At 40.8% G+C, this 24,711-nt stretch carries 23 protein-coding genes and 1 other RNA gene; 10 read left to right on the top strand and 14 right to left on the bottom strand.

Annotation, left to right across the window (positions count from 1 at the left end; translation table 11 throughout):
- Window positions 1-11: 11 nt before the first annotated feature.
- On the bottom strand, window positions 12-467 hold the full coding sequence (gene smpB / locus LA313_RS15145; protein ID WP_228916498.1) for an SsrA-binding protein SmpB: 456 nt from the start codon (window positions 465-467) through the stop codon (window positions 12-14).
- A gap of 121 nt (window positions 468-588) precedes the next feature.
- On the opposite strand from smpB, the gene LA313_RS15140 reads away from it, so the two are divergent.
- Window positions 589-1,335 (top strand): DUF6503 family protein, encoded by a 747-nt coding sequence (locus LA313_RS15140; protein ID WP_228916497.1) that lies wholly within the window; start codon window positions 589-591, stop codon window positions 1,333-1,335.
- On the opposite strand, the gene LA313_RS15135 is transcribed toward LA313_RS15140, so the two are convergent.
- Entirely contained in the window at window positions 1,332-1,853 is a 522-nt protein-coding gene (locus LA313_RS15135; RefSeq protein ID WP_228916496.1) for a phosphoglycerate mutase family protein, read from the bottom strand. The two genes, LA313_RS15140 and LA313_RS15135, sit on opposite strands and share 4 nt — an antisense overlap.
- Window positions 1,854-1,857: 4 nt before the next feature.
- Window positions 1,858-2,958, bottom strand: coding sequence for an esterase-like activity of phytase family protein (locus LA313_RS15130; RefSeq protein WP_228916495.1), 1,101 nt, complete (start codon window positions 2,956-2,958; stop codon window positions 1,858-1,860).
- A 101-nt stretch (window positions 2,959-3,059) separates the two neighbouring features.
- Between LA313_RS15130 and LA313_RS15125 the strand changes: the two genes are divergently transcribed.
- On the top strand, window positions 3,060-3,245 hold the full coding sequence (locus LA313_RS15125; protein ID WP_228916494.1) for a CsbD family protein: 186 nt from the start codon (window positions 3,060-3,062) through the stop codon (window positions 3,243-3,245).
- A gap of 141 nt (window positions 3,246-3,386) precedes the next feature.
- On the opposite strand, the gene clpB is transcribed toward LA313_RS15125, so the two are convergent.
- Window positions 3,387-5,987 (bottom strand): ATP-dependent chaperone ClpB, encoded by a 2,601-nt coding sequence (gene clpB / locus LA313_RS15120; RefSeq protein ID WP_228916493.1) that lies wholly within the window; start codon window positions 5,985-5,987, stop codon window positions 3,387-3,389.
- A gap of 203 nt (window positions 5,988-6,190) precedes the next feature.
- Between clpB and ytxJ the strand changes: the two genes are divergently transcribed.
- Both ytxJ and LA313_RS15110 read left to right on the top strand, forming a co-directional pair.
- Window positions 6,191-6,589, top strand: a complete 399-nt coding sequence (ytxJ, locus tag LA313_RS15115; RefSeq protein WP_228916492.1) for a bacillithiol system redox-active protein YtxJ — start codon at window positions 6,191-6,193, stop codon at window positions 6,587-6,589.
- Between the two features lie 124 nt (window positions 6,590-6,713).
- Window positions 6,714-6,914 (top strand): hypothetical protein, encoded by a 201-nt coding sequence (locus LA313_RS15110; RefSeq protein WP_228916491.1) that lies wholly within the window; start codon window positions 6,714-6,716, stop codon window positions 6,912-6,914.
- A gap of 63 nt (window positions 6,915-6,977) precedes the next feature.
- On the opposite strand, the gene fahA is transcribed toward LA313_RS15110, so the two are convergent.
- Window positions 6,978-8,264, bottom strand: a complete 1,287-nt coding sequence (gene fahA / locus LA313_RS15105; protein WP_228916490.1) for a fumarylacetoacetase — start codon at window positions 8,262-8,264, stop codon at window positions 6,978-6,980.
- Between the two features lie 110 nt (window positions 8,265-8,374).
- Here fahA and glyA point away from each other — a divergent pair, with 110 nt between their 5' ends.
- On the top strand, window positions 8,375-9,649 hold the full coding sequence (gene glyA, locus LA313_RS15100) for a serine hydroxymethyltransferase (RefSeq protein WP_228916489.1): 1,275 nt from the start codon (window positions 8,375-8,377) through the stop codon (window positions 9,647-9,649).
- 94 nt (window positions 9,650-9,743) lie between these two features.
- On the opposite strand, the gene LA313_RS15095 is transcribed toward glyA, so the two are convergent.
- From LA313_RS15095 to LA313_RS15085, 3 genes are read right to left on the bottom strand one after another with little or no spacing between them, the layout of a single operon-like run.
- The gene (locus LA313_RS15095) at window positions 9,744-11,252 is read right to left on the bottom strand and encodes a choice-of-anchor Q domain-containing protein (protein WP_228916488.1); all 1,509 of its coding nucleotides are present in this window, start codon (window positions 11,250-11,252) and stop codon (window positions 9,744-9,746) included.
- Window positions 11,249-11,656 (bottom strand): acyl-CoA thioesterase, encoded by a 408-nt coding sequence (locus tag LA313_RS15090; RefSeq protein ID WP_228916487.1) that lies wholly within the window; start codon window positions 11,654-11,656, stop codon window positions 11,249-11,251. The genes LA313_RS15095 and LA313_RS15090 overlap by 4 nt, the downstream gene beginning before the upstream one ends.
- The gene (locus LA313_RS15085) at window positions 11,657-12,718 is read right to left on the bottom strand and encodes a glutaminyl-peptide cyclotransferase (protein WP_228916486.1); all 1,062 of its coding nucleotides are present in this window, start codon (window positions 12,716-12,718) and stop codon (window positions 11,657-11,659) included.
- 87 nt (window positions 12,719-12,805) lie between these two features.
- Between LA313_RS15085 and ffs the strand changes: the two genes are divergently transcribed.
- From ffs to fsa, 3 genes are all read left to right on the top strand, one after another.
- An RNA gene (gene ffs, locus LA313_RS15080) (signal recognition particle sRNA small type) lies at window positions 12,806-12,904 on the top strand.
- Between the two features lie 38 nt (window positions 12,905-12,942).
- A complete protein-coding gene (locus tag LA313_RS15075; protein WP_228916485.1) occupies window positions 12,943-13,755 on the top strand; it encodes an SDR family oxidoreductase in 813 nt (270 codons plus the stop codon).
- A gap of 62 nt (window positions 13,756-13,817) precedes the next feature.
- Complete coding sequence (gene fsa, locus LA313_RS15070) at window positions 13,818-14,471, top strand: fructose-6-phosphate aldolase (RefSeq protein ID WP_228916484.1); 654 nt, start codon at window positions 13,818-13,820, stop codon at window positions 14,469-14,471.
- Window positions 14,472-14,524: 53 nt separating this feature from the next.
- Here the strand turns inward: fsa and LA313_RS15065 are convergent, their stop codons facing one another.
- Complete coding sequence (locus tag LA313_RS15065; protein WP_228916483.1) at window positions 14,525-15,970, bottom strand: TlpA family protein disulfide reductase; 1,446 nt, start codon at window positions 15,968-15,970, stop codon at window positions 14,525-14,527.
- 150 nt (window positions 15,971-16,120) lie between these two features.
- On the opposite strand from LA313_RS15065, the gene LA313_RS15060 reads away from it, so the two are divergent.
- On the top strand, window positions 16,121-17,746 hold the full coding sequence (locus LA313_RS15060) for an ABC-F family ATP-binding cassette domain-containing protein (protein WP_228916481.1): 1,626 nt from the start codon (window positions 16,121-16,123) through the stop codon (window positions 17,744-17,746).
- A 63-nt stretch (window positions 17,747-17,809) separates the two neighbouring features.
- Here the strand turns inward: LA313_RS15060 and LA313_RS15055 are convergent, their stop codons facing one another.
- The 3 genes from LA313_RS15055 to LA313_RS15045 form a co-directional block, all read right to left on the bottom strand.
- The gene (locus LA313_RS15055; RefSeq protein WP_228916474.1) at window positions 17,810-17,998 is read right to left on the bottom strand and encodes a hypothetical protein; all 189 of its coding nucleotides are present in this window, start codon (window positions 17,996-17,998) and stop codon (window positions 17,810-17,812) included.
- A gap of 3 nt (window positions 17,999-18,001) precedes the next feature.
- On the bottom strand, window positions 18,002-18,238 hold the full coding sequence (locus LA313_RS15050) for a putative signal transducing protein (RefSeq protein WP_228916471.1): 237 nt from the start codon (window positions 18,236-18,238) through the stop codon (window positions 18,002-18,004).
- A gap of 77 nt (window positions 18,239-18,315) precedes the next feature.
- Entirely contained in the window at window positions 18,316-19,041 is a 726-nt protein-coding gene (locus LA313_RS15045) for a hypothetical protein (protein ID WP_228916469.1), read from the bottom strand.
- 198 nt (window positions 19,042-19,239) lie between these two features.
- On the opposite strand from LA313_RS15045, the gene LA313_RS15040 reads away from it, so the two are divergent.
- Entirely contained in the window at window positions 19,240-19,827 is a 588-nt protein-coding gene (locus LA313_RS15040) for a DUF4136 domain-containing protein (RefSeq protein WP_228916468.1), read from the top strand.
- 85 nt (window positions 19,828-19,912) lie between these two features.
- Here LA313_RS15040 and pheT read toward each other — a convergent pair whose 3' ends face one another.
- Both pheT and recG read right to left on the bottom strand, forming a co-directional pair.
- Window positions 19,913-22,339 carry a phenylalanine--tRNA ligase subunit beta gene (pheT, locus tag LA313_RS15035; protein WP_228916467.1) on the bottom strand — a complete coding sequence of 809 codons (2,427 nt, stop codon included), beginning with the start codon at window positions 22,337-22,339 and terminating at the stop codon, window positions 19,913-19,915.
- A 254-nt stretch (window positions 22,340-22,593) separates the two neighbouring features.
- The gene (gene recG, locus LA313_RS15030; RefSeq protein ID WP_228916460.1) at window positions 22,594-24,699 is read right to left on the bottom strand and encodes an ATP-dependent DNA helicase RecG; all 2,106 of its coding nucleotides are present in this window, start codon (window positions 24,697-24,699) and stop codon (window positions 22,594-22,596) included.
- Window positions 24,700-24,711: the final 12 nt, after the last annotated feature.

The following is a 24,711-nucleotide window of genomic DNA, read 5'->3' as shown; positions in this document are numbered from 1 at the left end:
CTTTCTTTGATTTACCTGTAATCTTTTTGAATTCTATCCAGGCGCCTTTTGCTTTCCCGTTCTTTGATCACCTCTCTTTTGTCGTAGAGTTTTTTACCCTTTGCAAGAGCTATCTGCAGTTTAGCGAGTCCGCGGTCATTGATAAAGAGGCGCAAAGGGACAATGGTTAGTCCTGAATTCTTCACTTCCTTTTCCAGCTTTCTCAACTCTTTACGGTTAAGGAGAAGTTTACGGGCATGTTTTGGATCGTGATTAAAGTAGGTGGCATGCGAATATTCCTGTACCGTCATATTGATCACGAACAATTCGCTATTGGAGAACTCACAGAAACTTTCGGCTATGGAAGCTTTTCCTTCCCTAATAGCTTTAATTTCGGTACCGGCTAACTTTATCCCCGCAATATATTTGTCAAGGATCTCGTATTCAAACTTCGCTTTCCGGTTTTTAATATTGATGTCGTTCTTCATATTAACAAAAGTAACAAGCTTTCGCGAAATACATGCGATTTTAGGGAATTCTTAAAAGCCGGTGTTTAATTTCAGTTTCAGGAAGGGAATAGGTATTTTTGCTCTCATACAATTCCCCGATATGAAAAAATATTTTTTGTTCCTTTTCCTGATCTCACTGATTGCCTGTAACAATGAACCTTCAGCTTCTGAAGCCGACAAAATAATTTCCGCAGTAATTGAAAAAGCAGGAGGTGAGAAGTATAAAAAGGCTGAAATTGAGTTCACCTTCAGAAATAATAAATACACCAGTGCAAGAAATAACGGAAAATACGAATACACCCGAACTATTACCGATTCTACCGGTACTACCTATTATGATGTGCTGAATAATGATGGCTTTACCCGATATCACAAAGACAAAGAAGTAAAACTCTCTGACTCTTTAAAAGGGGTTTATTCTGAAAGCGTAAATGCTGTGCATTATTTTGTGCAGCTACCTTTTGGTTTGAACGATGATGCGGTGATCAAAGAACTTGTGGGGCAGGATACCATTGATAATAAAGTATATCACGAGATCAAAGTGACTTTTGAACAGGAAGGTGGCGGGGTCGACCATGAAGATGTTTATATGTACTGGGTCGAAAAAGATGATTTAACCATAGATTACCTGGCGTACCGGTTTTTTGTTAATGACGGGGGGATAAGGTTTAGAAAAGCTGTTAATCCAAGAGAAGTTGGAGGAATTCGCATTGTAGATTATGAGAATTATAAGACTGATGAGCTCTCAACTCCACTTGAAAATCTGGATGACCTTTTCCAGCAGGGACAGCTTACAAAGGTTTCACAGATCGAGAATGAGATTCTCAATGTTGAGATTCAGGATTAATTGATGTAAAGTACCTGCGAGGTTCTTTCTCCACCGGGAGTTACGGTAACTATGAAGAGGCTGCCATATTCCTTTTCGTCGAGATCCTGATGTTTCTTTTCCTCCAGGACAAGATTGACAAAGGCGGGATTAGTATTGCTGTGACCTACTACCAGTACAGTTTTTCCTTTGGTCTTTTCCTGAAAGTCTGGATCATTTAATTTCTTTGGATCATAGATCTCCACCGCCTTTTCCTGTGAATCGGCTATTGCTTTTGCAGTACTGTTAGTGCGCTTGTAGTTGCTGGAGAAAATAAGATCGAATTCTACATCTTTAAATATCTCTGCCCACTTTGCTGCCCGCTCTCTACCTACTTCCGAAAGTTGAGGGTCGCGATCCTGTGGATTGCTTTCGTCTTTCTCGGCGTGACGAATAAAATAATATTGAGTCAAAGTTTCCTGCACTGGCGGTTCTATAGGATCTAAAGAAATCTCTCCTAAAGATAAGAACGAAATTAAAAAGATGAAAAGTGCATTCATAAGATCAATCTTTTAGGTTGTACTCCATAAGGATCACCTGGTTTAACTGTTGTCCCATAGAGTTGAAATTATTATCGGAAATTAGAATAAGGCTTTGCTTACCGTTGGGGAGAGTTGGACCAAAAGTGATGCCTTCAATGTTGTCAATGATCTCCTGGCTTAGAAAATCTTTCGCCCACTTGAAGTCATAAAGCAAAGTTTTCTTCGCAGGATTGTTGAAGGAAACCCGGAGGTTGTTAATATCTAAAGTGTTGGTTGCCAGTGTAGCATCAACATCAAAAATTCTTACCGTATTTCCTTTTTGACCGTGTCCTGCGGCAAATCCTCTTTCAATGATGAGAAATTTATTGGGTGCGTATTCCAATAGATCGGTTACTCCATTGACCGCAAAATACAGCCATGGAATCTTTGCAATACGTTCCAGTCTGTATGGAAATTGTTTGGTTGCAGTCTGGTTTTTTTTGTCAAAATAGGTGATCCTCACAGGAGATTTGGTAGGATACAGCTTTGGCTTGGGACCATCGGTTACAAGAGGTAGTTCCATAGCTGCCCAAACTCCTTTGCCATCGAAAGAGGCTGCAAGGCCTTCCAAAGTCCCGTTGTTACGGGGTTCTTTAACGCTTTCGGCTAAAAGGTTTTCAGGTAAGGCAAAAGAAGAAATGAAATTTCCCCTTTTTGACACCTTAAAAAGCATTGGATCTTTGTTGCTGTTGATGTTTCCTTCACTGCTTAACAGGAAATTTTTATTTTCAGGTTCAAAAAGAATACTTTCAAGATCCAGATGCTGGTCCTTCAGGTTTTCATCCTGCTTATCCAGAAGAATAACGTCGGTTATCGCCACAGTATCGATCTTTTCTTCGGAAAATTCCATCTCTGCAACATATATACGTGGGTTGGAAGGATGGTCGCTCACCATATAAAAAATGCCGTCATGATAATCAATTCCCGAAAGTCCGCCAACTTCAGTGTCCCGAATTTCAAGACCATCTTCAATATTGTAATCATCCAGGAACCTTACCTGGACATTTAAAGTGCTGCCCACTCTGGTGCTCTTACAGCTAATGAGGAGAGAGGCAAAAATTGTGAGGAAGAATATCTTTTTCATGGGGCTAAAAATAACAAAATCTTAAGAGCAAAATATGAGATTTTTAAAGTTGTTCAGGCTTGTTTCTCTGTACTTTTATTTTAACCATAAAAACTGAAATTATGAATAATGATCAATTAGAAGGAAAATGGAAACAGATAAGGGGTGAGTTCAAACAAAAGTATGGCGATCTTACCGACGATGATACCACTTACCGTGAAGGACAATTTGATGAAATGATTGGACGGCTGCAGGAAAAAACCGGTCGCTCTAAGGAAGAATTGAGAAAGGAAATAGACAGGTGGTAAAAAAGCTGTTTAGAGTTCCATCCACGTAACACTGGTTTTTTTCAGGTTCAAATTACTTCTGAATTAAATCAGGTATAAAAAAACCCGTCATTCTGATATACATTCAGAATGACGGGTTTTTCTTTTAAACAGCTTCTCTTTTTACTGTGCTATTTCTTCCTGGTTTCTAAAGACCAGTTCATTATTAAAGGAATCCAGCAGGATTATGCTATCTGTATGAATTTTTCCGCTTAAGATCTCTTTTGAGAGCTTGTTAAGAACCTCTTTTTGAATAGTTCTCTTCACAGGTCTTGCTCCATACTGTGGATCAAATCCTTTTTCAGCAAGGTCGGAGATTGCTTCAAGCGTAGCGTCGAGGGTGATTCCCTGCTTCGCAAGCATCTTTCTTACGCCTTTTAACTGAAGACCTACAATTTCCTGAATATCCTTCCTGGTAAGAGGAGTGAACATTACTATGTCATCAATCCTGTTGATAAATTCGGGCCTTACACTCTGTTTTAAAAGAGCCAGCACTTCCACTTTTGCACTTTCCATAGCCAAATCGACATTCTTTTCGGTGTCAAATTTCTCCTGAATAATATGAGAACCCATATTTGAGGTCATGATGATGATCGTATTTTTAAAGTCGGCGAGACGTCCTTTATTGTCTGTGAGCCTTCCTTCATCAAGTACCTGTAACAGAATGTTGAAAGTGTCGGGATGAGCTTTTTCGATCTCATCAAGCAAAATGACCGAATAAGGTTTTCTTCTCACGGCTTCTGTTAGTTGTCCACCTTCATCATAACCCACGTATCCCGGAGGTGCTCCCACGAGCCTGCTTACCGCATGGCGCTCCTGGTATTCACTCATATCAATTCGCGTCATAGCACTCTCGTCATTAAAGAGATAATCGGCGAGGGCTTTTGCAAGTTCGGTTTTACCTACACCGGTTGTACCAAGGAAAAGGAAGGAGCCAATTGGCTTTTTTTGATCCTGGAGTCCCGCACGGCTTCGGCGCACCGCATCACTTACCGCCTGTATGGCTTCGTCCTGCCCTACAACCCTGCGGTGAAGTTCCTCTTCAAGTTTAAGAAGTTTCTCCCGATCGGTCTGCAGCATCTTGGTTACCGGTATTCCCGTCCATTTAGCTACTACTTCAGCGATATCTTCATTTGTCACTTCTTCCTTGATAAGGGTTTTTCCCTTCTGGTTTTCCTCCAGTTGCTTTTGAAGTTCTGCCAGCCTTTCCTGTTCTTCTTTTATCTTTCCATAACGAAGTTCGGCTACTTTGCCATAGTTACCTTCTCTTTCGGCACGCTCGGCTTCAAGTTTGTATTCCTCTACTTTAGATTTCGCAGTCTGAATATTGTCAACAACATCTTTTTCGTTTTTCCATTGAGCATTTAGTTCATTGCGCTCATCTTTATAATTGGCAAGATCTGCTCTAAGGGATTTTAATTTATTTTCATCATTTTCCCTTTTAATGGCCTCCAGCTCGATTTCCAGTTGCATGATCTTACGATCTAGAACATCCAGTTCTTCGGGCTTGGAGTTGATCTCCATGCGCAATCTGGAAGCAGCTTCGTCCATAAGGTCAATAGCTTTATCGGGAAGAAAACGATTCGTGATATATCGCTGGGACAGTTCTACTGCCGCAATGATCGCCTCATCTTTTATACGCACCTTATGGTGGGTTTCGTACTTTTCTTTAATCCCGCGCAGGATGGAAATGGCGCTTTCGGTATCGGGTTCGTCAACTATAATTTTTTGAAAACGACGCTCCAGTGCCTTATCTTTTTCAAAGTATTTTTGATACTCGTCCAGTGTTGTTGCACCAATAGCGCGCAATTCCCCACGGGCAAGAGCGGGCTTTAGAATGTTGGCCGCGTCCATTGCTCCCTGTCCGCCACCGGCACCTACAAGGGTATGGATCTCATCAATGAACAGCACGATATTCCCCTCACTTGAAGTAACTTCCTTAATTACAGCTTTGAGTCTTTCCTCAAATTCCCCTTTGTACTTCGCGCCTGCGATCAAGGCTCCCATATCCAGGGAATAGATGTGCTTGTCTTTAAGGTTATCGGGAATATCTCCTGAAATAATTCGGTGGGCAAGACCTTCGGCTATAGCTGTTTTACCAACCCCGGGCTCTCCAACCAGCATAGGGTTGTTCTTGGTTCTTCGGGAAAGGATTTGAAGTACCCTTCGAATTTCTTCATCCCTTCCTATTACGGGATCAAGCTTTCCTTCCTCGGCAAGCTTGTTTAGATTATTCGCGTATTTGTTTAGGGAATTATACGTTTCCTCGGCGCTTTGAGAGGTTACATTTTCTCCTTTGCGTAATTCCTGAATCGCAGCCTTAAGTCCTTTTTCTGTTGCGCCCTGGTCTTTTAGGACCTGAGATACTTTGCTGGAGGATCCAAAAATGGCTAAAATGAGGTGTTCTACAGATACGTATTCATCCCCCATTTTCTTGGCGATGGAAGAAGCATCATTTAAAGTTCTGGAAGATTCCCGGGAGAGCATAATGTCCCCCCCGCTTACCTTGGGAAAACTTTGTAGGGTTTTATCCAGTATCTGCTGAAAAAGCCCCACATTAATATTTAATTTCTTCAGAAGAAAAGGAGCTACATTCTCATCTACCAGGGTGATAGCCTTAAAAATATGTTCGTTCTCTATCTGCTGATGTCCCAATTCCTGGGCCAGCTGCTGGGCCTTTTGTATGGCCTCCTGACTTTTAATTGTAAAATTGTTCAAGTTCATAGTAGTGATGTTTGGTCTTTTTTACAGAAGCTAAGCAAAGCTTGTACCAGCAGCGGGGAGCAGACATAATGGCTGATAACGGGGAAAAAGTAATGACTTTTTGTCTCTTATAAAGATACTAAACTTTGGCTTTTTTACCCTAAAAATCACCTTAATTTACTATTTTACACAGTTCAAGAAAAGTGTAACAAAAATATTCAAAAATGGGATTATTCGATAAGGTTTTTAAAAGCGAACGTGATATAGCAAAGAAAGAAATAGAGGAGGTGCCATGGCATGCTCTTACCGAGAGCAAACAGCTGGATGAGATCGAGAAAGAATCTGAAAAGCAACCGGTAGTGATTTTTAAACATTCTACCAGTTGTGGAATAAGCAGAATGGTTTTGAAAAATTTCGAAAGAGGTTATGATCTCCCAAAAGATAAAGAAGTCAAGCTTTATTTTTTAGACCTATTAGCTAACCGGAACATTTCAAATGAAGTGGCGAATAGATTTGGGGTGAGACATGAAAGCCCTCAAATGATCATTTTAAAAGACAGAAAAGTTGTTCATCATGCCTCGCACCATTCCATCGAGCTGGAAAGTGTGAAGGAGCATATTTAATACAATTTTTGGACATTAAGTTAATCTTTTGGTAGCGAGTTAAATGTTTTATAATCAGGTTTTTATATGCTAACTAACAGAGTATATTTATAACTGAATCATTAATAATTCAAAAACCTGTATTATGGAAGAGAGAGGAGAAGACCGTAACAAAGATCGTATCCACTCGCAAAGGCAACAAAAGCACGACGAACCTGGTAAGAATCCTGCTCAAAATGCTGCTGGTGATCACGACAAGCAGAAAAAAGAAGATGCTGAAAGAGGTAGAGAGATGGATCGCGATCGTAATAAGGAAGACCGCAGTAGGAGAGATGAAAACAGATAAAGTCTTTTTAATTAAAGCAAAAAGAGCCGCAAATTTGCGGCTCTTTTCTATGACTTACATTCCTTATTTTTTCTTCTCAAAAACAGGAAGCAGCTTTGTACTCACCTCTCCAAAACCAATTCTGTAATTTTCTTTTTGGCAATGACCGCGCATAATTACGGTATCATTATCATCAATAAAAGTACGGGTGCTGCCATCTTTAAGTTTGACAGGTTTTTCACCCTTCCATGAAAGTTCAAGCATAGAACCATAAGAATCTGGAGTTGGACCAGAAATTGTACCCGATCCCATCATATCTCCCGAAAGTACAGGACATCCATTTACCGTATGGTGAGCCAGTTGCTGACTCATATTCCAGTACATGTATTTAAAGTTGGACTTTGAGACTCTGGTTTCTTCACCATTTTCTGGCTGAATGAAAACTTCCAGGTCAATATCAAAACTCTTTTTCCCGCTGGTTTGCAGGTAAGGCAACAATTTCTTTTCAGGTTTTGGACTTTCCACTCTAAAAGGATCAAGAGCATCTAGGGTCACGATCCATGGAGAAACTGATGAAGCAAAGTTCTTTGCCAGGAATGGCCCCAGTGGAACATATTCCCAGGTTTGAATATCTCTTGCGCTCCAGTCATTGAACAGTACAAGTCCAAAAATATAATCTTCGGCTTCATCTATGGGAATAGGTTCTCCCAGGTGATTGGCATCTGTAGTTATAAAAGCCATTTCCAGTTCGAAATCTATTCTTTTTGAAGGTCCAAAAACAGGTTCATCAGCATCCTTGGGCTTTGTTTGGCCCTGTGGACGGTGAATCGGAATTCCGCTGGGAACGATCGAAGAACTTCTTCCGTGGTATCCCACAGGAATATGGAGCCAGTTTGGCAATAAAGCATTTTCCGGATCCCGGAACATGGTTCCCACGTTGGTAGCATGCTCTTTGCTGGAATAGAAGTCGGTATAATCACCTACCTGTACAGGCATTTGCATTTCAATCTCATCGAGACCAAATAAAACCACTTTTCGGTGTTCTTCATGGTCGCGAAGTTTATCGTTGCTGGCATCAAAGATTTCGGCAATGCGGTTTCTTACCAATCTCCAGGTCTTTTTCCCGTCAGATATAAAATCGTTAAGGGTATCCTGAAGAAAAATATCATCGGTAAGCGGGATACCTTCAAAGTAGCCCAGCTGGTGTAGGGCTCCAAGGTCAATAGCGGTATCACCAATTCGGGTTCCAATAGTGATGATATCGTCCCTTGTCAGGAAAACTCCGAAGGGAATATTTTGAATAGGAAAATCAGAATTTTCGGGTACTTCCAGCCAGGTTTTTCGTGTAGGGTCGTTAGCTGTAATGGACATAATAAATGTTGGTATTTTGTTAAAATCAATTCGAACCAAATATATTATTTTCTTACTAAGAACCGAATGTATTTGTTATTTTTGAGTATTATTTAACGTAAAAAATGCATATGCAAAGGGATAACGAATTATTTGATTTAATACAAGCAGAAAAGGAAAGGCAACTTAATGGTTTAGAGTTAATTGCAAGTGAGAATTTCGTGAGTGATCAAGTGCTGGAAGCAGCGGGTTCTGTGCTTACGAATAAATATGCCGAAGGTTATCCCGGCAAAAGATATTACGGAGGTTGTGAGGTAGTGGACGAAGTCGAGAACCTTGCCATTGAAAGGTTAAAAGAATTGTTCAATGCCGAATATGCAAACGTGCAGCCACATTCCGGTTCCCAGGCAAATACTGCAGTTTTTCACGCCTGTATGAAACCGGGTGATAAATTCCTTGGTTTTGATCTTTCTCATGGCGGACATTTAACTCATGGCTCTCCTGTAAATTTCTCCGGAAAACTTTACGAGCCGGTATTTTATGGGGTAGACAAAGAAACAGGCCTTATCGATTATGATAAGGTAGCCGAAATTGCCAAAAAAGAGAAGCCTAAAATGATCATTGCCGGTGCCTCGGCATATTCCAGGGAGATCGATTATAAGAGGTTCCGTGAAATTGCCGATAGTGTTGGTGCTATTCTTTTTGCCGATATCGCTCATCCTGCTGGTTTGATCGCAAAAGGTCTGCTAAGTGATCCCATTCCTCATTGCCATGTGGTGTCATCTACTACTCATAAGACCTTAAGAGGTCCAAGAGGAGGTATTATCATGATGGGAAAGGATTTTGATAATCCTTTTGGAGAAAAACTAAAAAACGGAAATCTAAAGAAAATGTCTGCTTTGCTTAACAGCGGAGTTTTCCCGGGTAACCAGGGAGGACCCCTTGAGCACATTATCGCCGCCAAGGCAGTGGCTTTTGGTGAAGCGCTTACAGATGAGTTTCTTCATTATACTGTACAGGTGAAAAAGAATGCCAAAAGAATGGCCGAAGCTTTTGTGAAAAAAGATTACCACGTGATCTCGGGCGGGACAGATAACCACATGATGCTTATAGATCTTCGTAACAAGAATATCTCGGGCAAAGAAGCTGAAGAAGCTCTTGGAAAGGCCGATATTACCGTGAATAAAAATATGGTTCCTTTTGATGATAAATCTCCTTTCGTGACTTCCGGAATTAGAATTGGAACTCCGGCGGTTACTACCCGTGGACTTAAGGAAGATGATATGGATGCCATTGTGGATCTTGTGGATCGCGTGATTACTAATTATCAAAATGACGAAAAACTGGAAGCCATAAAAGAAGATGTGTTTAACATGATGCAGGGAAAACCTCTTTTCAAAATGTAAAAATCTTGGTTCTTGATTCTAGAAGCGCTAGCGATCTAGTCTCTATAAAAACTGCTGCCTAAGGTCTCTAAAATGGGATTTTTGGCAGCTTTTTTTATTCCTGAATTTCAACAAATTCATACGCTCCCAAATCGGGATTTTGAGTACGGTCGTTGCCCAAAATATCCTGTGGGACCTGTTGCGCAACATTGGGATCACCTTTGTCAATTGCTGCGGAATTTTCCAGCAGCCGCAAATCATTCTCTTTTGGCGCACTAAAAAAAGGATCTTCATTTAACCAGATATTATTGTAGATATCACTATTGCTGAAGTCATACCATTCACCTGAAACCTCTTCCTGACTGAATTTAATCAGGCTGTGAGAGAAAAATATTTCTGCAGGACCATTCTCATCTATTTCAAAACCTAATTCCCTGTTTTCATTGCCGAAAATGATAGAATTATAGAATTTCAATTCTAGTGGAACAGTACCTTCTTTAGAAATATTGGATATAAAAACGGCCGGAGCCATCCTGAAACTTTGGCTCCAGTAATTAACGATACTTACATGCTTAAAATGATGATTTCCGCCGTTGAGGTAGAGGGAAGCTTGTCCGCTGTTGTTGATCACCAGGTTTTCAGCTAATATGTCGGCTCCTTCAGTTCTTATTCCGGAAACAGCAGAGTTATAGATCTCAACATTCTTTAATTGAATGGGAGGGGAGTCGAGAGTTTCTTCAGCCAATATTCCCAGGCTGGCATTGCGAATTGTTACATGTTCAAAAAGGTGATTTTTACTGCCCTTTTGAAGCCATATGGCTCCCCACTGTCCAGGGATATTCCTGTAAAGGCTCTGTAACCTGTCCCCCTTGAAGATCACCTGATTTTCCATTATTTCGGGATCTGTACTTGGTTCGCCTTTGACCCGGATGGAAGCATTTTCAGAAACCAGGATCCCGCTGTCGGCATGGAAATGGATTCGGGCACCGGCATTGATGGTTAGGATCTTCCCTTCAGGTACTGCGGCATACCCATAGATCACATAAGGTTTTGTTCGGGTAAGCTGGAGATGTTCCTCTTCCAGATAAAACCCTGAAACCAATTCAGGTTTTCCATCTCTATTAGTGTCGATAGGAATTTTCTCCGGAATTCCCCGATCATCTTTCTCCGGAAATAGCAGGATTGCATCCTTCACCAGTGTTACCAGCGGTACTTCCTGGAGATGGGAGCGCGATTTGAACTTTAATTTGTCGGTGTACAGGAATTCCGTTTCCTCAAGACCTTCAGAAGGCACTGTGGTTTCTATAAAAATGTAAATGCTGTCACGGGCAAGGATCTCGACATTTTCAAACTGGGTACCCGGGAGCCCATCAACATTTAGTCTGTAAAAAGAGTTTGTTCCGTTCTCCAGAGAGATCTCCGGGATATAAATATCATCGTTACTGCGGTTGTATACCTTTAATGAGTAAGTTGCTGTACTAAGGTTGCTAAAAACCGTATCGAGAAAAACAGTGTCTCTTGAAAAATCTAAGTTCCCGGTGGTTTCGGTAGATTCAAAATCGCTACGGCAAGAGCTCCAAAGCACCAGCATCAGGAATAAAATGAAGCCGCTTAGCTTTTTCATGTTTTATGGAAGACGGTACGAAGCTCTTCGGTGATCTTTGTGGGTTTCTTGGAATCTGCGTTCAACAGGCACCACATGGATTTCGCGGCGACAAGAATTTCTCCTGTTTTGGCATTTTTGATGTTCACAAACCTTTCGGAGGTTACAAAAGTTGTCTCCCCAACATAGGTTTCTATAAGAATTTCATCTCCCAAGAAGGCCTGCTTTTTATAATCGATCTCGTGCCGAATTACCACCCATATAAAGTCATTTTTGAGTTGCTCTGTGGCTCTTACTTCCCAGTGCTCTTTGGCAATATCCTGTATCCATTGTACATATCGCACGTTATTAACGTGGTGGAGATCATCAAGATCTTCCTCTATTACGGTTCTTTGATGCGTATAGGTTTCTGCAGGTACTACCATCTAGTTCTTAATTATTTTCACTTCAAAAAGGGTGTCCCAGTCTTTTCCGGTAACATAGAGTTTTTCATTTTTAGGATCATAGGCGATTCCATTAAGCACATCGTTTACCGGGTCAAGATCCTGGGTATTTCCCAATTGATCTCTAAGCCCGGAAAAATTGATAAGCCCTTCAATGGCTCCATTTTCAGGATTTATTATAGCTACTCCGTCCTTTTGGTAAGTATTGGCGTAGATCTTTCCATTCACCCATTCCAGTTCGTTTAGCTGAGTGGCTACAGTACGGTGAGTGACCGTTTGTATAAAATCTTCTTCGGATACTAAAGGGGAGGAGGGATCGAGAAACCAGACCTTTTCTGTTCCGTCACTTTTATAGATCTTAGCCCCATCATTGGCCAGTCCCCAGCCCTGTTCACTCTCATTATATTCAAATTCCCCTGTTTTCTCGAAAGTATCCACGTCATAGATAAAGCCTTTTCCTTCTTTCCAGGTAAGCTGATAGATCTTATCATTTAAAATGGTAATTCCTTCAGCGAAAAATTCGGGAGAAATATCGATTTTTTGAAGTACTTCTCCTGTCTCTAAGTCTACTTTTCTTAAAGAAGAGCTGCCGTAGTGGCCTGTACTTTCGTATAATTCGTCATTATAAAATTCAAGGCCCTGCGTGTAAGCATCTGTAGCATGGGGATATTTATTTATGATCTCGTAGGTATAAGTTACAGGGGCAGTGTCATTAAAAAGAGTAATTTCCAATGGCTTTTCAAAGGATTCTCCATTTTTATAAATATTGGCGGTAAGATTCCATTTGCCCAGTTTCTCATTTTTGAAAGTATGGTTAAGGGTTTCCTCACCAACTGTTTTTGCCAGTCTTTGTTCTCCCAAAAAGTAGATCACAGAATCTTTTTCACCTTTTACCTGTGCCTGTATGCTTTCCCCGAGCTTAAATTCCGTCTTATTTTCGGCAATTTCGAGAGAGTAGCTGCTTTCCGAATCTTCTGGATCACTTCCGCAGGAAAAAAGATGAGCGCTTAAAATAATCAAAAAGAGAGAGTTATATAGCTTCATGTTAACTGGTAATTTTTCTGTGAGCTAAATTAAAGAATTCGGTTTAGAAAATACTTGCAAAAAGTATGAAAGGTTGTATATTTGCCCCGGCAAGTCCCACACAACCAGCTCCTGCTGAATCCCCCAGGGCGGGAACGCAGCAAGGGTAAGTGGTCGTAGCGGTGTGATGTGGGTAGCTTGCCATTTTTTGTTTCCATAAGTCAGATTTATTGCATCTTTGCAGCATGACAGAAACACCTTCAAAAGTGGTGCTTATTACAGGAGCATCTTCAGGAATTGGTAAAGCTATAGCCGAATTCCTTCAGTCAAAGAATTTTACAGTTTTTGGAACCAGCCGAAATCCCGGCAGGCAGAAATCTTCATTTCCGCTGGTCGCTCTCGATGTTACCAAACCCGAAACTATAAGCTCGGCAGTTGCTGAAGTAATATCTTCAGCAGGAAAAATTGATATCCTTATTAATAATGCGGGCATTGGAATTACCGGGCCCATAGAAGAAACCCCCGATGAGGAGATCAAAAAGGCATTTGACACGAACTATTTTGGTCCCGTCAATGTAATAAAGGCCGTGCTTCCCGAAATGCGGAAAAATAACAGCGGACTCATTATCAATGTGACCTCTATCGCAGGATACATGGGGCTTCCTTACCGCGGAATATATTCAGCTTCAAAAGGGGCTTTAGAGATCACGACGGAAGCTTTCCGAATGGAACTTAAAGGTTTTAATATCAAGATGACAAATATTGCGCCCGGCGATTTTGCAACCAATATCGCTGCCGGAAGGTATCATGCTCCAGTGGTAAAGGGTTCTCCATATGAGGAACCTTATGGGAATACGCTAAAAATAATGAATCAACATGTGGATGAAGGCAAAGATCCTCTTTTAATGGCTCGTGCGATCTACAGCATCATTCAGGAGAAAGATCCTAAAATACATTATAAGGTAGGGGAGCCGTTTCAGAAATTTTCAATTGTCCTGAAGCGGGTGCTGCCCGATAAAATTTACGAGAAATTACTCCTAAAGCATTATAAATTGTAGTTTTGCAGAAGTTCGAAAAATGGCATTTTTCGGCACTCTTTTAATCATTATAACAACACACTATGAAATTTTTTATTGACACTGCCAATCTTGACCAGATAAAGGAAGCCCAGGACCTTGGGGTTCTTGACGGGGTGACCACAAACCCTTCTCTTATGGCTAAAGAAGGTATCACCGGAAAAGAGAACATCATTGCTCATTACAAGAAAATTTGCGAGATCACAACCGGAGATGTTAGTGCCGAAGTAATTGCAACCGACTTTGACAATATTGTTAAAGAAGGAGAGGAGCTTGCTGCCCTTCACGACCAGATCATTGTTAAGGTACCTATGATCAAGGAAGGAATAAAAGCGATCAAATATTTTAGTGATAAAGGGATCAAGACAAACTGTACTTTGGTTTTTTCTGCAGGACAGGCGCTTTTAGCTGCTAAAGCCGGTGCGACTTATGTGTCTCCTTTTATAGGAAGACTGGATGATATTTCTACAGATGGGTTGAACCTTATCATGGAAATTCGCCAGATCTATGACAACTATGGATTTGACACTCAAATTCTTGCAGCTTCTGTAAGACACACAATGCATGTCATTGATTGTGCAAAGATTGGTGCAGATGTAATGACAGGACCACTTTCGGCCATCACAGGTTTACTAAATCATCCTTTGACAGATATTGGTTTGGAGAAATTCCTTGCAGATCATAAGAAAGGGAACTAAGGTTCCAAAAATGACATTTTACAAGCCTTTTTTCTTCGGAAGAAAGGCTTTTTTTAATTGAGGAATTCCAGAAGTCGGGATTCAAAATCGGGAGAGGAAAGGTATATATCTCCTACTTCAACTTCTCCGGAAGCATTTAGGAAGAGCATTTTATCAAGGAAGTAGTTGAAAAATTCTTTGTCAATGCTGGTGGTTCCTAACTGGAATTCGGTTTCGGGATTGTATCCGTTCTGTCTCACTGCCACTCGCCATGCGGGCTCTTCCTCCAGGTCAAGATTAATCCCTATAAAATTGACTTCTGGATATTTTTCCCTGTATTGGTTGATTAGCCGGTGTTCTTCCTGATGCCCTTCAGAATAAACAGACCATAAAAAAATCACGGTTGGTTTATCAATGATTTCTCCCATTTCCATGAGTTCCCCAGCCATATTAAGCAATGGAACACCTTCCAGGGAGGTTCCTGGTAAATATGCTAATTGGATGGTACCCAGTTGTTTCATTTCCTGAATATCCTCTTCGGACATGTTTTGTTCCTGAAGCTCCTTTAGGATGGAGATAATGTCTTCTCTGCTTTTTGCCATTACGATCCCCCTTACTGCAATTTTTTCCAGGATCTCTTTTCTTAGCGTGAGTGCTTCTACAAGTTCTCCCACTTTTTGCAGACGCGCTTTTACATTATCAACATTGGTAAGACTATAGCAGTCATCTTTATCCAGGCCACTTGTTGCGCACCAGGAAAGGGAATGATTGATGAAATAATTTTCTAAAAATCTTTTATAAGCGGGGCTGGATTGAAGAGCTTCACAATTAAAATCTATGTCTTTCCGATAGTCGTGAAATCCTTCGGGAAATTCTTTTGAATACTCTTTGTAATATTTGTTCACCAAATAAGTATATCTTTCCTTTAGATCATTATTTTCATAGGTGATAATATTACTGGCGACCCCGACAAAATCCTCAGAGAAATTCTTTTTTTTAGATTCCCTGTTTAAGGTATTGAAACGTTCATGCTTGATAGAATCTGCTTTTTTAAGAAATACTTCGGGTGGATATTCATGAAAAGAAAGCAGGAGCTGGGAATTTTTCTCGTCTTTCAGGAACATTTCAGTGAGGAAATTATTTTTTTCATTACCTCTTCCGCTAAGGTGCAGTGACTCATCAAAAGCAAGCGTATTTACTCTCAACAGCAGGCTGTCGCCGGGTGAAAGGTAAATGTTTTGCGTTTCTGGTTTGTGTTCCAGTAGGTAAAGACCTCTTTTTGCATTTTCAATCTTGTAGCTAAACCGGTTCTCGTTATCCAGGGGTATCGAATCCAGAATACTGCCGTTATTCTTAATTACAATATACTCTGTAGTGGGATTTATAATTTTACCTCCAATATAAGTATGAGCAGGAAGGTCATCCTTGGAGTTTTTACAGCCAGTAAAAAAAAGATTTAAACACAGCAAAAGCAGTGCTGGCAGGGCATAGCGAGAAATATTTGTTCTTCTACTTTTCAAGGTTTCCGGGGGGCAAAAATAGGGTGCACAAATGTATATGCAGAGGAGTCACCTCAATGTTAACTCCGCGTTAAATAGAGAATTATAAAAGTTAATCTTTTACTGAATAAGCTTAAATAGCTACTTTTGCAAAAATTTAGAAAAGACTCTATGCTATCAGTTTCAAATTTATCTGTGCAGTTTGGGAAAAGAATACTGTTTGATGAAGTTAATACAACTTTTACCCAAGGCAACTGTTACGGAATTATAGGCGCAAATGGTGCCGGAAAATCTACTTTCTTAAACATCCTTAGCGGGAGATCTGAGCCTACCTCGGGTCATGTTCACCTGGAGCCGGGAAAAAGGATGTCTGTGCTCGAGCAGAACCATAACTTATACGATGAATACCCGGTACTGGAAACAGTTATAATGGGAAATAAGCCTCTCTTTAAGATAAAAAAGGAGATGGACGAAATCTACGCTAAAGAAGATTTCAACGATGCCGATGGGGAAAGAGTAGGAGTACTGCAGGTGGAATTTGAAGAGATGAATGGCTGGAATGCCGACAGTGAAGCTGCAGCTTTGCTTTCAAACCTTGGAATAAAGGAAGAAAACCACTACACCTTAATGGGCGACCTGGATAACAAATTAAAGGTAAGGGTTCTTCTTGCCCAGGCCTTGTTTGGAAATCCCGATGTGTTGATCATGGATGAGCCTACAAACGATTTGGATTACGAGACCATTAGCTGGCTTGAAAATTTCCTGGCAAATTATGAAAACACTGTTATTGTAGTTTCCCACGACCGTCACTTCCTGGATTCTGTATGTACACATGTTTCGGATATTGACTTTGGAAAGATCAACCATTACAGTGGTAACTATACCTTTTGGTATGAATCTTCTCAATTAGCAGCACGTCAACGATCTCAACAGAATAAAAAGGCCGAGGAAAAGAAAAAGGAACTTGAGGAATTTATCCGTCGTTTTAGTGCCAACGTTGCAAAATCCAAGCAGGCAACATCCCGTAAAAAAATGATTGCCAAGCTGAATATTGATGATATTAAACCATCAAGTCGTAGATATCCTGCTATTATTTTTGAGAGAGAAAGAGAAGCTGGGGATCAAATCCTAAATGTAGAAGGTCTTGAGGCTTCTATTGAAGGAGAAACTCTTTTCAAAGATGTGAACATCAATCTTGCTAAAGGAGATAAAGTAGTGGTGTATTCTAAAGATTCACGTGCTACAAGTGCTTTTTACGAAATATTGAATGATAAGCAAAAGCCGGTAGCAGGTAAGTTTAGCTGGGGGATCACTACAAACCAGTCTTATTTACCGCTGGACAATTCGGAATATTTTGATAATGATCTCACTTTAGTTGACTGGTTGCGCCAATGGGCCAAGACAGAAGAGGAAAGAGAAGAAGTTTATATTCGTGGCTTCCTTGGAAAAATGATCTTTAGCGGGGAAGAAGCTTTAAAGACATCAAGGGTGCTTTCTGGAGGTGAAAAAGTACGTTGTATGTTAAGCCGAATGATGATGATGAGGGCAAACGTTCTAATGCTTGACGAGCCAACCAACCACTTGGACCTGGAATCTATTACGGCTTTCAACAATTCCCTGAAGAATTTTAAAGGGACGGTTATGTTTACCACTCATGATCATGAATTTGCGCAAACTGTGGCAAACAGGGTAATTGAATTAACCCCGAATGGAGCTATTGATCGCTACCTGACTTTTGATGAGTACATGAGCGATCCTAAAATAAAGGAACAAAGGGAAAAAATGTATACCCGGTAATTTAGTTGAAACAAAAAAAGAAAGGTTCCGAAAATGTCATTTTTGGAACCTTTCTTTTTGCTCTTATTTATCTTTTTTAAAAAACTTGTAAAGGTCGAAGCCTCCAAGGATCACAAAGCCAATAGCAATAATGATCCTAAAGGTGGTGTATTCTGCGCCTGTGAGAAAAGTAAAGATGCGGTAACCACCATAGCCCAGAAAGGTAATGCCCAGTAAAAGATTAAAATAATTTTTTCGGGGAGCAGCAGTCATCAACTAATCACTATCGGGAAATGTTTCTTTAGTGATACGAAGTGCTTTCTCGTAATCTTCAGATTTGGCAAATAGTAATACCTGTCCCGGTAATCCGCCGCCAAAACCGGCTCGTAAACCCGAGTCAAAGTCATTTCTTACGCGGGTTGCAATGCCTTCATCTTCCAGTAGGTTTTTAAGGTGTTGTACATTCACTTCACTACCGGTATAAACTCTTTTGTATTCTTCTTCTTCGCTCATAAAAAAAATATTTCCTTATAAATTTAAGAATAGGATAATTACTTCAGGCGTATTTAATTTCAGTTTAACATTTGAGCTTAGGCATTGTAGAATTTGCTGTTCCAGTTCCCTGAACTAAAATTCTTTCCGAGGCTAATTCCATAGAAAAATGTAAGGGCGATCACAGATTTGAAGGAATACAGGAACAAGATCAGGAACTCTGAAGTTTCGCGGAATCTCGAGAAAAAAACTTCCCTAATTCCAAAGGTGAATAAAAAGCTAAAAAAGAAACTAAAGATCAACAGGTTTTCAAGGTTCCTTAATGGCCACATTAGAAGTTTTCTCAAAGGGTGCATATCTGTTCCCCATTTATGTATGAGGTAAAAGTAATTATTACCAAGGGGTGCAAATAGCATTGGATCATCGGCATTTTCCAGTCTGAAATATTTTGCAGGAGCAACCATTTTAAAGCCCTGAAGTTTTACCTCATGTTTTGCTTCCAGTTCTTTCACTGCAAAAACAGCTTCCGGGGGTAGATCTCCTTTATAAAATCGGGTATTAAGGAAACGCAACCGGTAATCTACACAAATCTTCTTTATTTGGGAAAGGTGAAAGATCCTTCCGCTTTCGAGCAGATCAAAATTAAAGTTGTTGGAATCATTTCCTTCACCATCCCCTTCAGAAATTCGCTGAAGGATCTCTTCTTCTGTCTCCTGATCTCTTTTTAAGACCCTCCCTACTTCCTCCAGGATTTCCTGTTCCTTCATCTCCTTCCGGCGAAGCGCTTCCATTTCCCTTTGAAGGTTTACTCTCTCTAGCAGCATAATCTTTCTCGTTTAGCAGCTAAAAATAGGGAATAACCGTAAAACATGCAAAACATTGATTTTTGGCTATTTATTAAGGAATTCTACTGTTAATTTTAAGATACTAGGGTTAAATTCCTTTTAAACCCGTAAGAACCTTCCGGAGGAAATGTTGAGATGTCATATCTTGAAAAACACTAATCCAAAATCCCTAAATAAATGAAATTTTTGAAACATTTTTTAAGTCTCAGCTTAATGGCCGGAATACTTTTTACCAGCTGCGGTCCTAAAGTAGATGCAAATAAAAGAACAGCAAAAAGTTTAAATAGTTATGACAGTTATGCTTTTTTGCCCAACCAGGATACCATCCAGACTTCAAAATATGACAATGCCCAGGTGAATGAAATTGTGATCGACGAAATACGCCAGAACATGCAGGATCTAAATTATCGTTTGGATAAGAACCAGCCAGATCTATTGGTTTATTACCATTTAATGTTTGATGAGGAAGTGGCAGTGAATGCGAATCCTGTTTATACAAATTACAGCTATTACCGTCCCGGGTTTTATGTAGGTCCTTATTATAGAAATTACGCCTACAGTAATTATTTTACCGTACCGAGAATTGCTGGAAATGGTATTGAGCAAGTGCCGTACAAGGAAGGGACTATTGTGATCGATTTAATTGATCGAAAGTCTAATGAGATCGTTTGGAGAGGTAGGGCAGAAGATGTGGTTGCCCCGGGTAATCTCGATGAAGAGGTAAGATCTTATGTAAATGCCATTTTTGAAAAGTTACCTAAATAATGAAAAACAATTTAAGATTGCTATGAAAAAAAGAGAGGTTGTTCAATTGAACAGCCTCTCTTTTTTATTAGGTTTTTTTTGCTTCTTATCTAAGCTCTGCTCCAAGTTGCTTTTCCAGGTTTTGCTGAAGTTTGTTCATGATCTTATCGATCTGCTTATCGGTCAGCGTTTTCTTTTCGTCAAGCATAATAAAACTAACAGCGTAACTTTTCTTTCCTTCCGGAAGGTTAGCGCCTTCATACACGTCAAAAAGATTTACATCTTTAAGTAAGATCTTTTCAGTCTTAAATGCGATATCATAAATTTCCTCAAACTTTACTGAAATATCCAGGAGAAGAGCAAAGTCCCTTCTTACTGCCTGAAATTTAGAGATCTCCTTAAATTTATTCTGCTGATTTTTTGAAGTCTCCACAACCTGATCCCAGTTAAAATCGGCAAAAAGTACTTCCTGACTAATATCAAAATCCTTTAGGATCTTTTTCTTGATTACTCCAAATTCTACCAGCTTCGCATTGTTGAAGCTAAAAGAAATACCTTCCGAAAAAATATCATTTTTGACGGGAGATGTTTTCAGGTCTCTAATGCCCAGTCTTTCCAGAATTGAAGTGATCACTCCTTTAAGGTAGAAAAATTCACTTCTTTGGACAGCATTGGTCCAGGTTTCGCGTTTTCGGTTTCCGGAGAGGAAAACCGAAAGATGTTTTTGCTCTTCCCGGCCATTGCCGTAGTTATGATAGGTTTTTCCGAATTCAAAGAACTTAAGGTCGGCCCTTTTGCGATTGAGATTGTAGCTCACTGCTTCCAATCCTGAAAATAATAGCGATTGCCTTAGCACAGAAAGATCCTGGCTAAGAGGATTGAGCATTTTTACAGCGTGCTCTTCCTTTAAAAGTTCACTTAATCCCAAATACGCCGGACTTGTAAGGGAATTAGCCATGGTTTCAAAAAATCCCTGGCCAACCAGTTGCCCTGCAATTAGATTCTGAAGTTTGTAATCTTCAAATCTCGTGGAATTGGCAACAGATGCATTTATTTTATCTCCAAACTCTATGTTGTTGTATCCAAATACCCTTAAGATTTCCTCAATAACATCTGCTTCCCGCTTTACGTCTACTCTGTAAGATGGAATGGTAAGGCCCATACCGGTTTCAGTAACATTGTTGACTCTAATTTCGAGGGAGGCCAATATGGATTTAATGGTTTCCTTAGAAAGGTTTTGGCCCACAAGGGAATTTATCTTCTCAAAAGTGAGGAATACAGGGAAATCTTCTACTTTTTTGGGGTAATAATCATCGATATCACTCGAAACACTTCCTCCTGCCAATTCCTGGATCAACAGCACTGCACGTTTAAGAGCATATTCGGTTATGTTTGGATCAATTCCTCTCTCATATCTAAAAGAGGCGTCTGTATTAAGGCTGTGACGTTTTGCTGTCTTTCGAACAGTAACAGGATTAAAATATGCGCTTTCAATAAAGAGGTTTGTAGTTCCCGAAGTTACTCCGCTACCAATTCCCCCAAACACTCCGGCGATCGCCAGAGGTTTTTCGGCGTCACAGATCATAAGATCCTCTTCATGCAGTTCTCTTTCCACCTCATCAAGGGTTGTAAACTTTGTTCCTGCCGGAAGGGTTTGAACAATAATCTCATTTCCGCTTATCCTGTCGGCATCAAAGGCGTGTAAGGGTTGCCCTAACTCATGCATTACATAATTGGTGACATCAACAACATTGTTTTTTGGAGTGATGCCTATAGCCTTCAGGCGATTTTGAAGCCAACCGGGTGATTCCGAAATTTCTACGCCGGTTATTGTTACTCCGCAATAACGGGGAGCAAGTTCAGGTTTGGTGATCTTTACCGGAACTTTTCGGCTGCGGCTGTCCACATGAAAACTACTTACCGATGGGGTGATCAATTCCTGTTGTTCCCCCTGTTGAATTAAACCTGCCTTAAGATCACGCGCCACTCCCCAGTGACTCATAGCATCGGCCCTATTGGGAGTTAGGCCTATTTCAAAAACATGATCGTCCTCTATCTCAAAAAGACTGGCCGCAGGAGTACCCGGTTCCAGGGCCGGATCCATGACCATAATGCCTTCATGGCTTTGCCCAAGGCCAAGCTCATCTTCTGCACAGATCATCCCATGGCTACTCTCACCCCTAATCTTACTCTTTTTAATCTCCCAGGGAGTCCCTTTCTCATCATATAAAGTGGTTCCAACAGTAGCAACCGGCACTTTTTGGCCTGCAGCTACATTAGGAGCACCACAAACAATCTGAACCGGCTCGCCGTTACCCAGGTTTACCGTAGTAATCTTTAGTCGATCGGCGTTGGGATGTTGTTCGCAGGTAAGAACTTCACCTACCACAATCCCGCGGAGGCTGCCCTTTACACTTTGAAATTCATGAATACCTTCTACTTCAAGGCCCAAATCTGTGAGTAATTCCCCGGTTTCTTCGGGGGTGCGATTAACTTTTAGAAATTGCCTGAGCCAGTTATATGAAATCTTCATTGAATAAATTTTTCCAGCTGCAAAGATAGCATTACGAATGATTTTGGCATAAAAAAAGGAAGGGGTATTTGTTCCCCTTCCTTTAAACTTTTAGCTCAAAACTTCTTTATTTAGTAATGTTCATATCAAAGTCTGTTGCCCCGCATCAGTATTGTTTTGCTGAAGGAATACTCAAATCCATTTCCCTGAAAATTAAACTTTTCACAATCTGTTATAATTCCGGAAACGGAGCGTTCATCGCTTTTTCCCAAACATCAGCTTATATAGTTCCATATATTCTTCTCCTTCACGAGTTGGGAGTAAGTGTATTTCACCACTTTGTTTTTTTCAAGTTCGAGTTTAGGATCTTCTTTAAGAAGTTGCAAGGCGTAGTGCCGGGCAGATTTCAATATATCGTTATCCTTAACAATATCTGCGATCTTTAAATTGAGCACGCCGCTTTGTTGGGTCCCCATAAGATCTCCGGGGCCACGGAGTTTCAGGTCTACTTCTGCTATTTCAAAACCATCGGCAGTACGAACCATGGTTTCCAGGCGGGTCTTACTGTCATTGGATAATTTATGCCCGGTCATAAGAATACAGAAACTTTGTTCGGCACCACGACCAACGCGGCCACGCAACTGGTGCAGTTGAGAAAGTCCAAACCGCTCTGCACTTTCAATGATCATCACACTGGCGTTGGGAACATTTACACCTACTTCAATTACTGTAGTGGCGACCATGATCTGGGTTTCCCCCTTTACAAAACGGTCCATCTCGTAATCTTTATCGGCAGGTTTCATTTGTCCGTGCAGGATCGAGATCTGGAATTCGGGCATTGAGAATTCCCTGGCAATACTTTCGTAGCCATCCATAAGATCCTTATAATCCATGGTTTCCGATTCCTGAATAAGTGGATAGACTATATAGATCTGCCGGCCTTTCCTTATTTCATCCCGAATAAAAGCAAAAACTTTTAACCTGTTGCTATCATACCTGTGTACTGTTTTTATCTCCTTCCTGCCGGGCGGCAATTCATCAATAACCGATATATCCAGGTCGCCGTAAAGACTCATTGCAAGTGTTCGGGGTATTGGCGTAGCGGTCATTACCAGCACATGAGGTGGCAAATGATTCTTTTTCCACAACCGGGCTCTCTGGGCCACTCCAAACCTGTGCTGCTCATCAATGATTGCAAGGCCAAGGTTTTGGAACTTTACTTTTTCTTCAAGCAGGGCGTGGGTGCCTATTAATAAGTGAAGCTCGCCACTTTCAAGAGCTTCATGAATTTCCCTTCTTTCTGAAGTCTTTGTAGAGCCCGTGAGCAACCTTACCTTGATCCCAAGATCGGTGACAAGGTCGGAGATTCCATTGAAATGCTGGATCGCAAGAATTTCTGTTGGCGCCATTAAACAAGCCTGGAAGCCATTATCCAGGGCAAGCAGAACACTCATCAAGGCCACAATAGTCTTTCCCGATCCCACATCTCCCTGCAGCAACCTGTTCATTTGAGCTCCACTCCCCAGATCCTGACGTATTTCCTTAATTACTCTTTTTTGGGCATTGGTTAATTCGAAAGGAAGATGCTTTTCATAAAATTCGGTGAAGTGGGAGCCAACCTCCTCAAATGGAAAACCTTTGATCTTTTGCTTCCTGATCATATTCTTGATCAACAACTGCAACTGTATATAAAAGAGTTCCTCGAACTTAAGGCGAAACTGGGCTTTGGCCAACAACTCCTGACTTCTGGGGAAATGAGCATTAAAAAGCGCCTCGGCCTTTGGAAGCAGGTGTAGTTCTTGCAATAAGTTTTCCGGAAGGGGATCAACGAATTTATTGCCACTTTCCAGGAAAAGTTGCTGCACGCACCTGCCAATTACCCTATTTGTAACTCCAGATTTGCCGAGCCTTTCTGTAGAAGGATAAACAGGTTGCATGGCAGGACGGAGGCTTTTTTTATATTCTTCCACCAGCTCCATTTCGGGGTGTGGCATACTAAAAAGTCCATTAAACCAGGAGGTTTTTCCGAAGATAACATAAGGGGTGTTGAGCTTCAGGTTCTCGCGGATCCATTTTTGACCCCTAAACCATACGAGTTCCATCTTTCCGGTATCATCCACAAAATCGGCAACAAGTCGTTTTCCTTTTTTTTGCTCAACCGTTCGAAGGTGAACAATTTTCCCTACGATTTGCACTTCCGATGTATTCTTTTCCAGCTGTGCGATCTTATAAAAGCGGGTTTTATCGAGATAGCGGTTGGGAAAAAAGTTTAGAAAATCGCCATAAGTGTGAACCCCAATCTCCTTCCGCAGGATCTCTGCCCGGTTGGGACCAATACCTTTTAGGTAATCAATGGGAGTTTGCAGCAGGCTTGGATTCATGGAAACGAAGAT

It is taken from the genome of Salinimicrobium sediminilitoris, assembly GCF_020866905.1.
In the GTDB taxonomy this organism is placed as follows: domain Bacteria; phylum Bacteroidota; class Bacteroidia; order Flavobacteriales; family Flavobacteriaceae; genus Salinimicrobium; species Salinimicrobium sediminilitoris.
The sequence above is the reverse complement of the archived record's forward strand: the minus strand, read 5'-3'. Positions and strand labels throughout refer to the sequence as shown.

What these genes read in the sequence shown, in the direction of transcription:
- smpB (WP_228916498.1), bottom strand. Translation starts at nt 467, where the DNA reads ATGAAGAACGACATCAATATTAAAAACCGGAAAGCGAAGTTTGAATAC.
- LA313_RS15140 (WP_228916497.1), top strand. Translation starts at nt 589, where the DNA reads ATGAAAAAATATTTTTTGTTCCTTTTCCTGATCTCACTGATTGCCTGT.
- LA313_RS15135 (WP_228916496.1), bottom strand. Translation starts at nt 1,853, where the DNA reads ATGAATGCACTTTTCATCTTTTTAATTTCGTTCTTATCTTTAGGAGAG.
- LA313_RS15130 (WP_228916495.1), bottom strand. Translation starts at nt 2,958, where the DNA reads ATGAAAAAGATATTCTTCCTCACAATTTTTGCCTCTCTCCTCATTAGC.
- LA313_RS15125 (WP_228916494.1), top strand. Translation starts at nt 3,060, where the DNA reads ATGAATAATGATCAATTAGAAGGAAAATGGAAACAGATAAGGGGTGAG.
- clpB (WP_228916493.1), bottom strand. Translation starts at nt 5,987, where the DNA reads ATGAACTTGAACAATTTTACAATTAAAAGTCAGGAGGCCATACAAAAG.
- ytxJ (WP_228916492.1), top strand. Translation starts at nt 6,191, where the DNA reads ATGGGATTATTCGATAAGGTTTTTAAAAGCGAACGTGATATAGCAAAG.
- LA313_RS15110 (WP_228916491.1), top strand. Translation starts at nt 6,714, where the DNA reads ATGGAAGAGAGAGGAGAAGACCGTAACAAAGATCGTATCCACTCGCAA.
- fahA (WP_228916490.1), bottom strand. Translation starts at nt 8,264, where the DNA reads ATGTCCATTACAGCTAACGACCCTACACGAAAAACCTGGCTGGAAGTA.
- glyA (WP_228916489.1), top strand. Translation starts at nt 8,375, where the DNA reads ATGCAAAGGGATAACGAATTATTTGATTTAATACAAGCAGAAAAGGAA.
- LA313_RS15095 (WP_228916488.1), bottom strand. Translation starts at nt 11,252, where the DNA reads ATGAAAAAGCTAAGCGGCTTCATTTTATTCCTGATGCTGGTGCTTTGG.
- LA313_RS15090 (WP_228916487.1), bottom strand. Translation starts at nt 11,656, where the DNA reads ATGGTAGTACCTGCAGAAACCTATACGCATCAAAGAACCGTAATAGAG.
- LA313_RS15085 (WP_228916486.1), bottom strand. Translation starts at nt 12,718, where the DNA reads ATGAAGCTATATAACTCTCTCTTTTTGATTATTTTAAGCGCTCATCTT.
- LA313_RS15075 (WP_228916485.1), top strand. Translation starts at nt 12,943, where the DNA reads ATGACAGAAACACCTTCAAAAGTGGTGCTTATTACAGGAGCATCTTCA.
- fsa (WP_228916484.1), top strand. Translation starts at nt 13,818, where the DNA reads ATGAAATTTTTTATTGACACTGCCAATCTTGACCAGATAAAGGAAGCC.
- LA313_RS15060 (WP_228916481.1), top strand. Translation starts at nt 16,121, where the DNA reads ATGCTATCAGTTTCAAATTTATCTGTGCAGTTTGGGAAAAGAATACTG.
- LA313_RS15055 (WP_228916474.1), bottom strand. Translation starts at nt 17,998, where the DNA reads ATGACTGCTGCTCCCCGAAAAAATTATTTTAATCTTTTACTGGGCATT.
- LA313_RS15050 (WP_228916471.1), bottom strand. Translation starts at nt 18,238, where the DNA reads ATGAGCGAAGAAGAAGAATACAAAAGAGTTTATACCGGTAGTGAAGTG.
- LA313_RS15045 (WP_228916469.1), bottom strand. Translation starts at nt 19,041, where the DNA reads ATGCTGCTAGAGAGAGTAAACCTTCAAAGGGAAATGGAAGCGCTTCGC.
- LA313_RS15040 (WP_228916468.1), top strand. Translation starts at nt 19,240, where the DNA reads ATGAAATTTTTGAAACATTTTTTAAGTCTCAGCTTAATGGCCGGAATA.
- pheT (WP_228916467.1), bottom strand. Translation starts at nt 22,339, where the DNA reads ATGAAGATTTCATATAACTGGCTCAGGCAATTTCTAAAAGTTAATCGC.
- recG (WP_228916460.1), bottom strand. Translation starts at nt 24,699, where the DNA reads ATGAATCCAAGCCTGCTGCAAACTCCCATTGATTACCTAAAAGGTATT.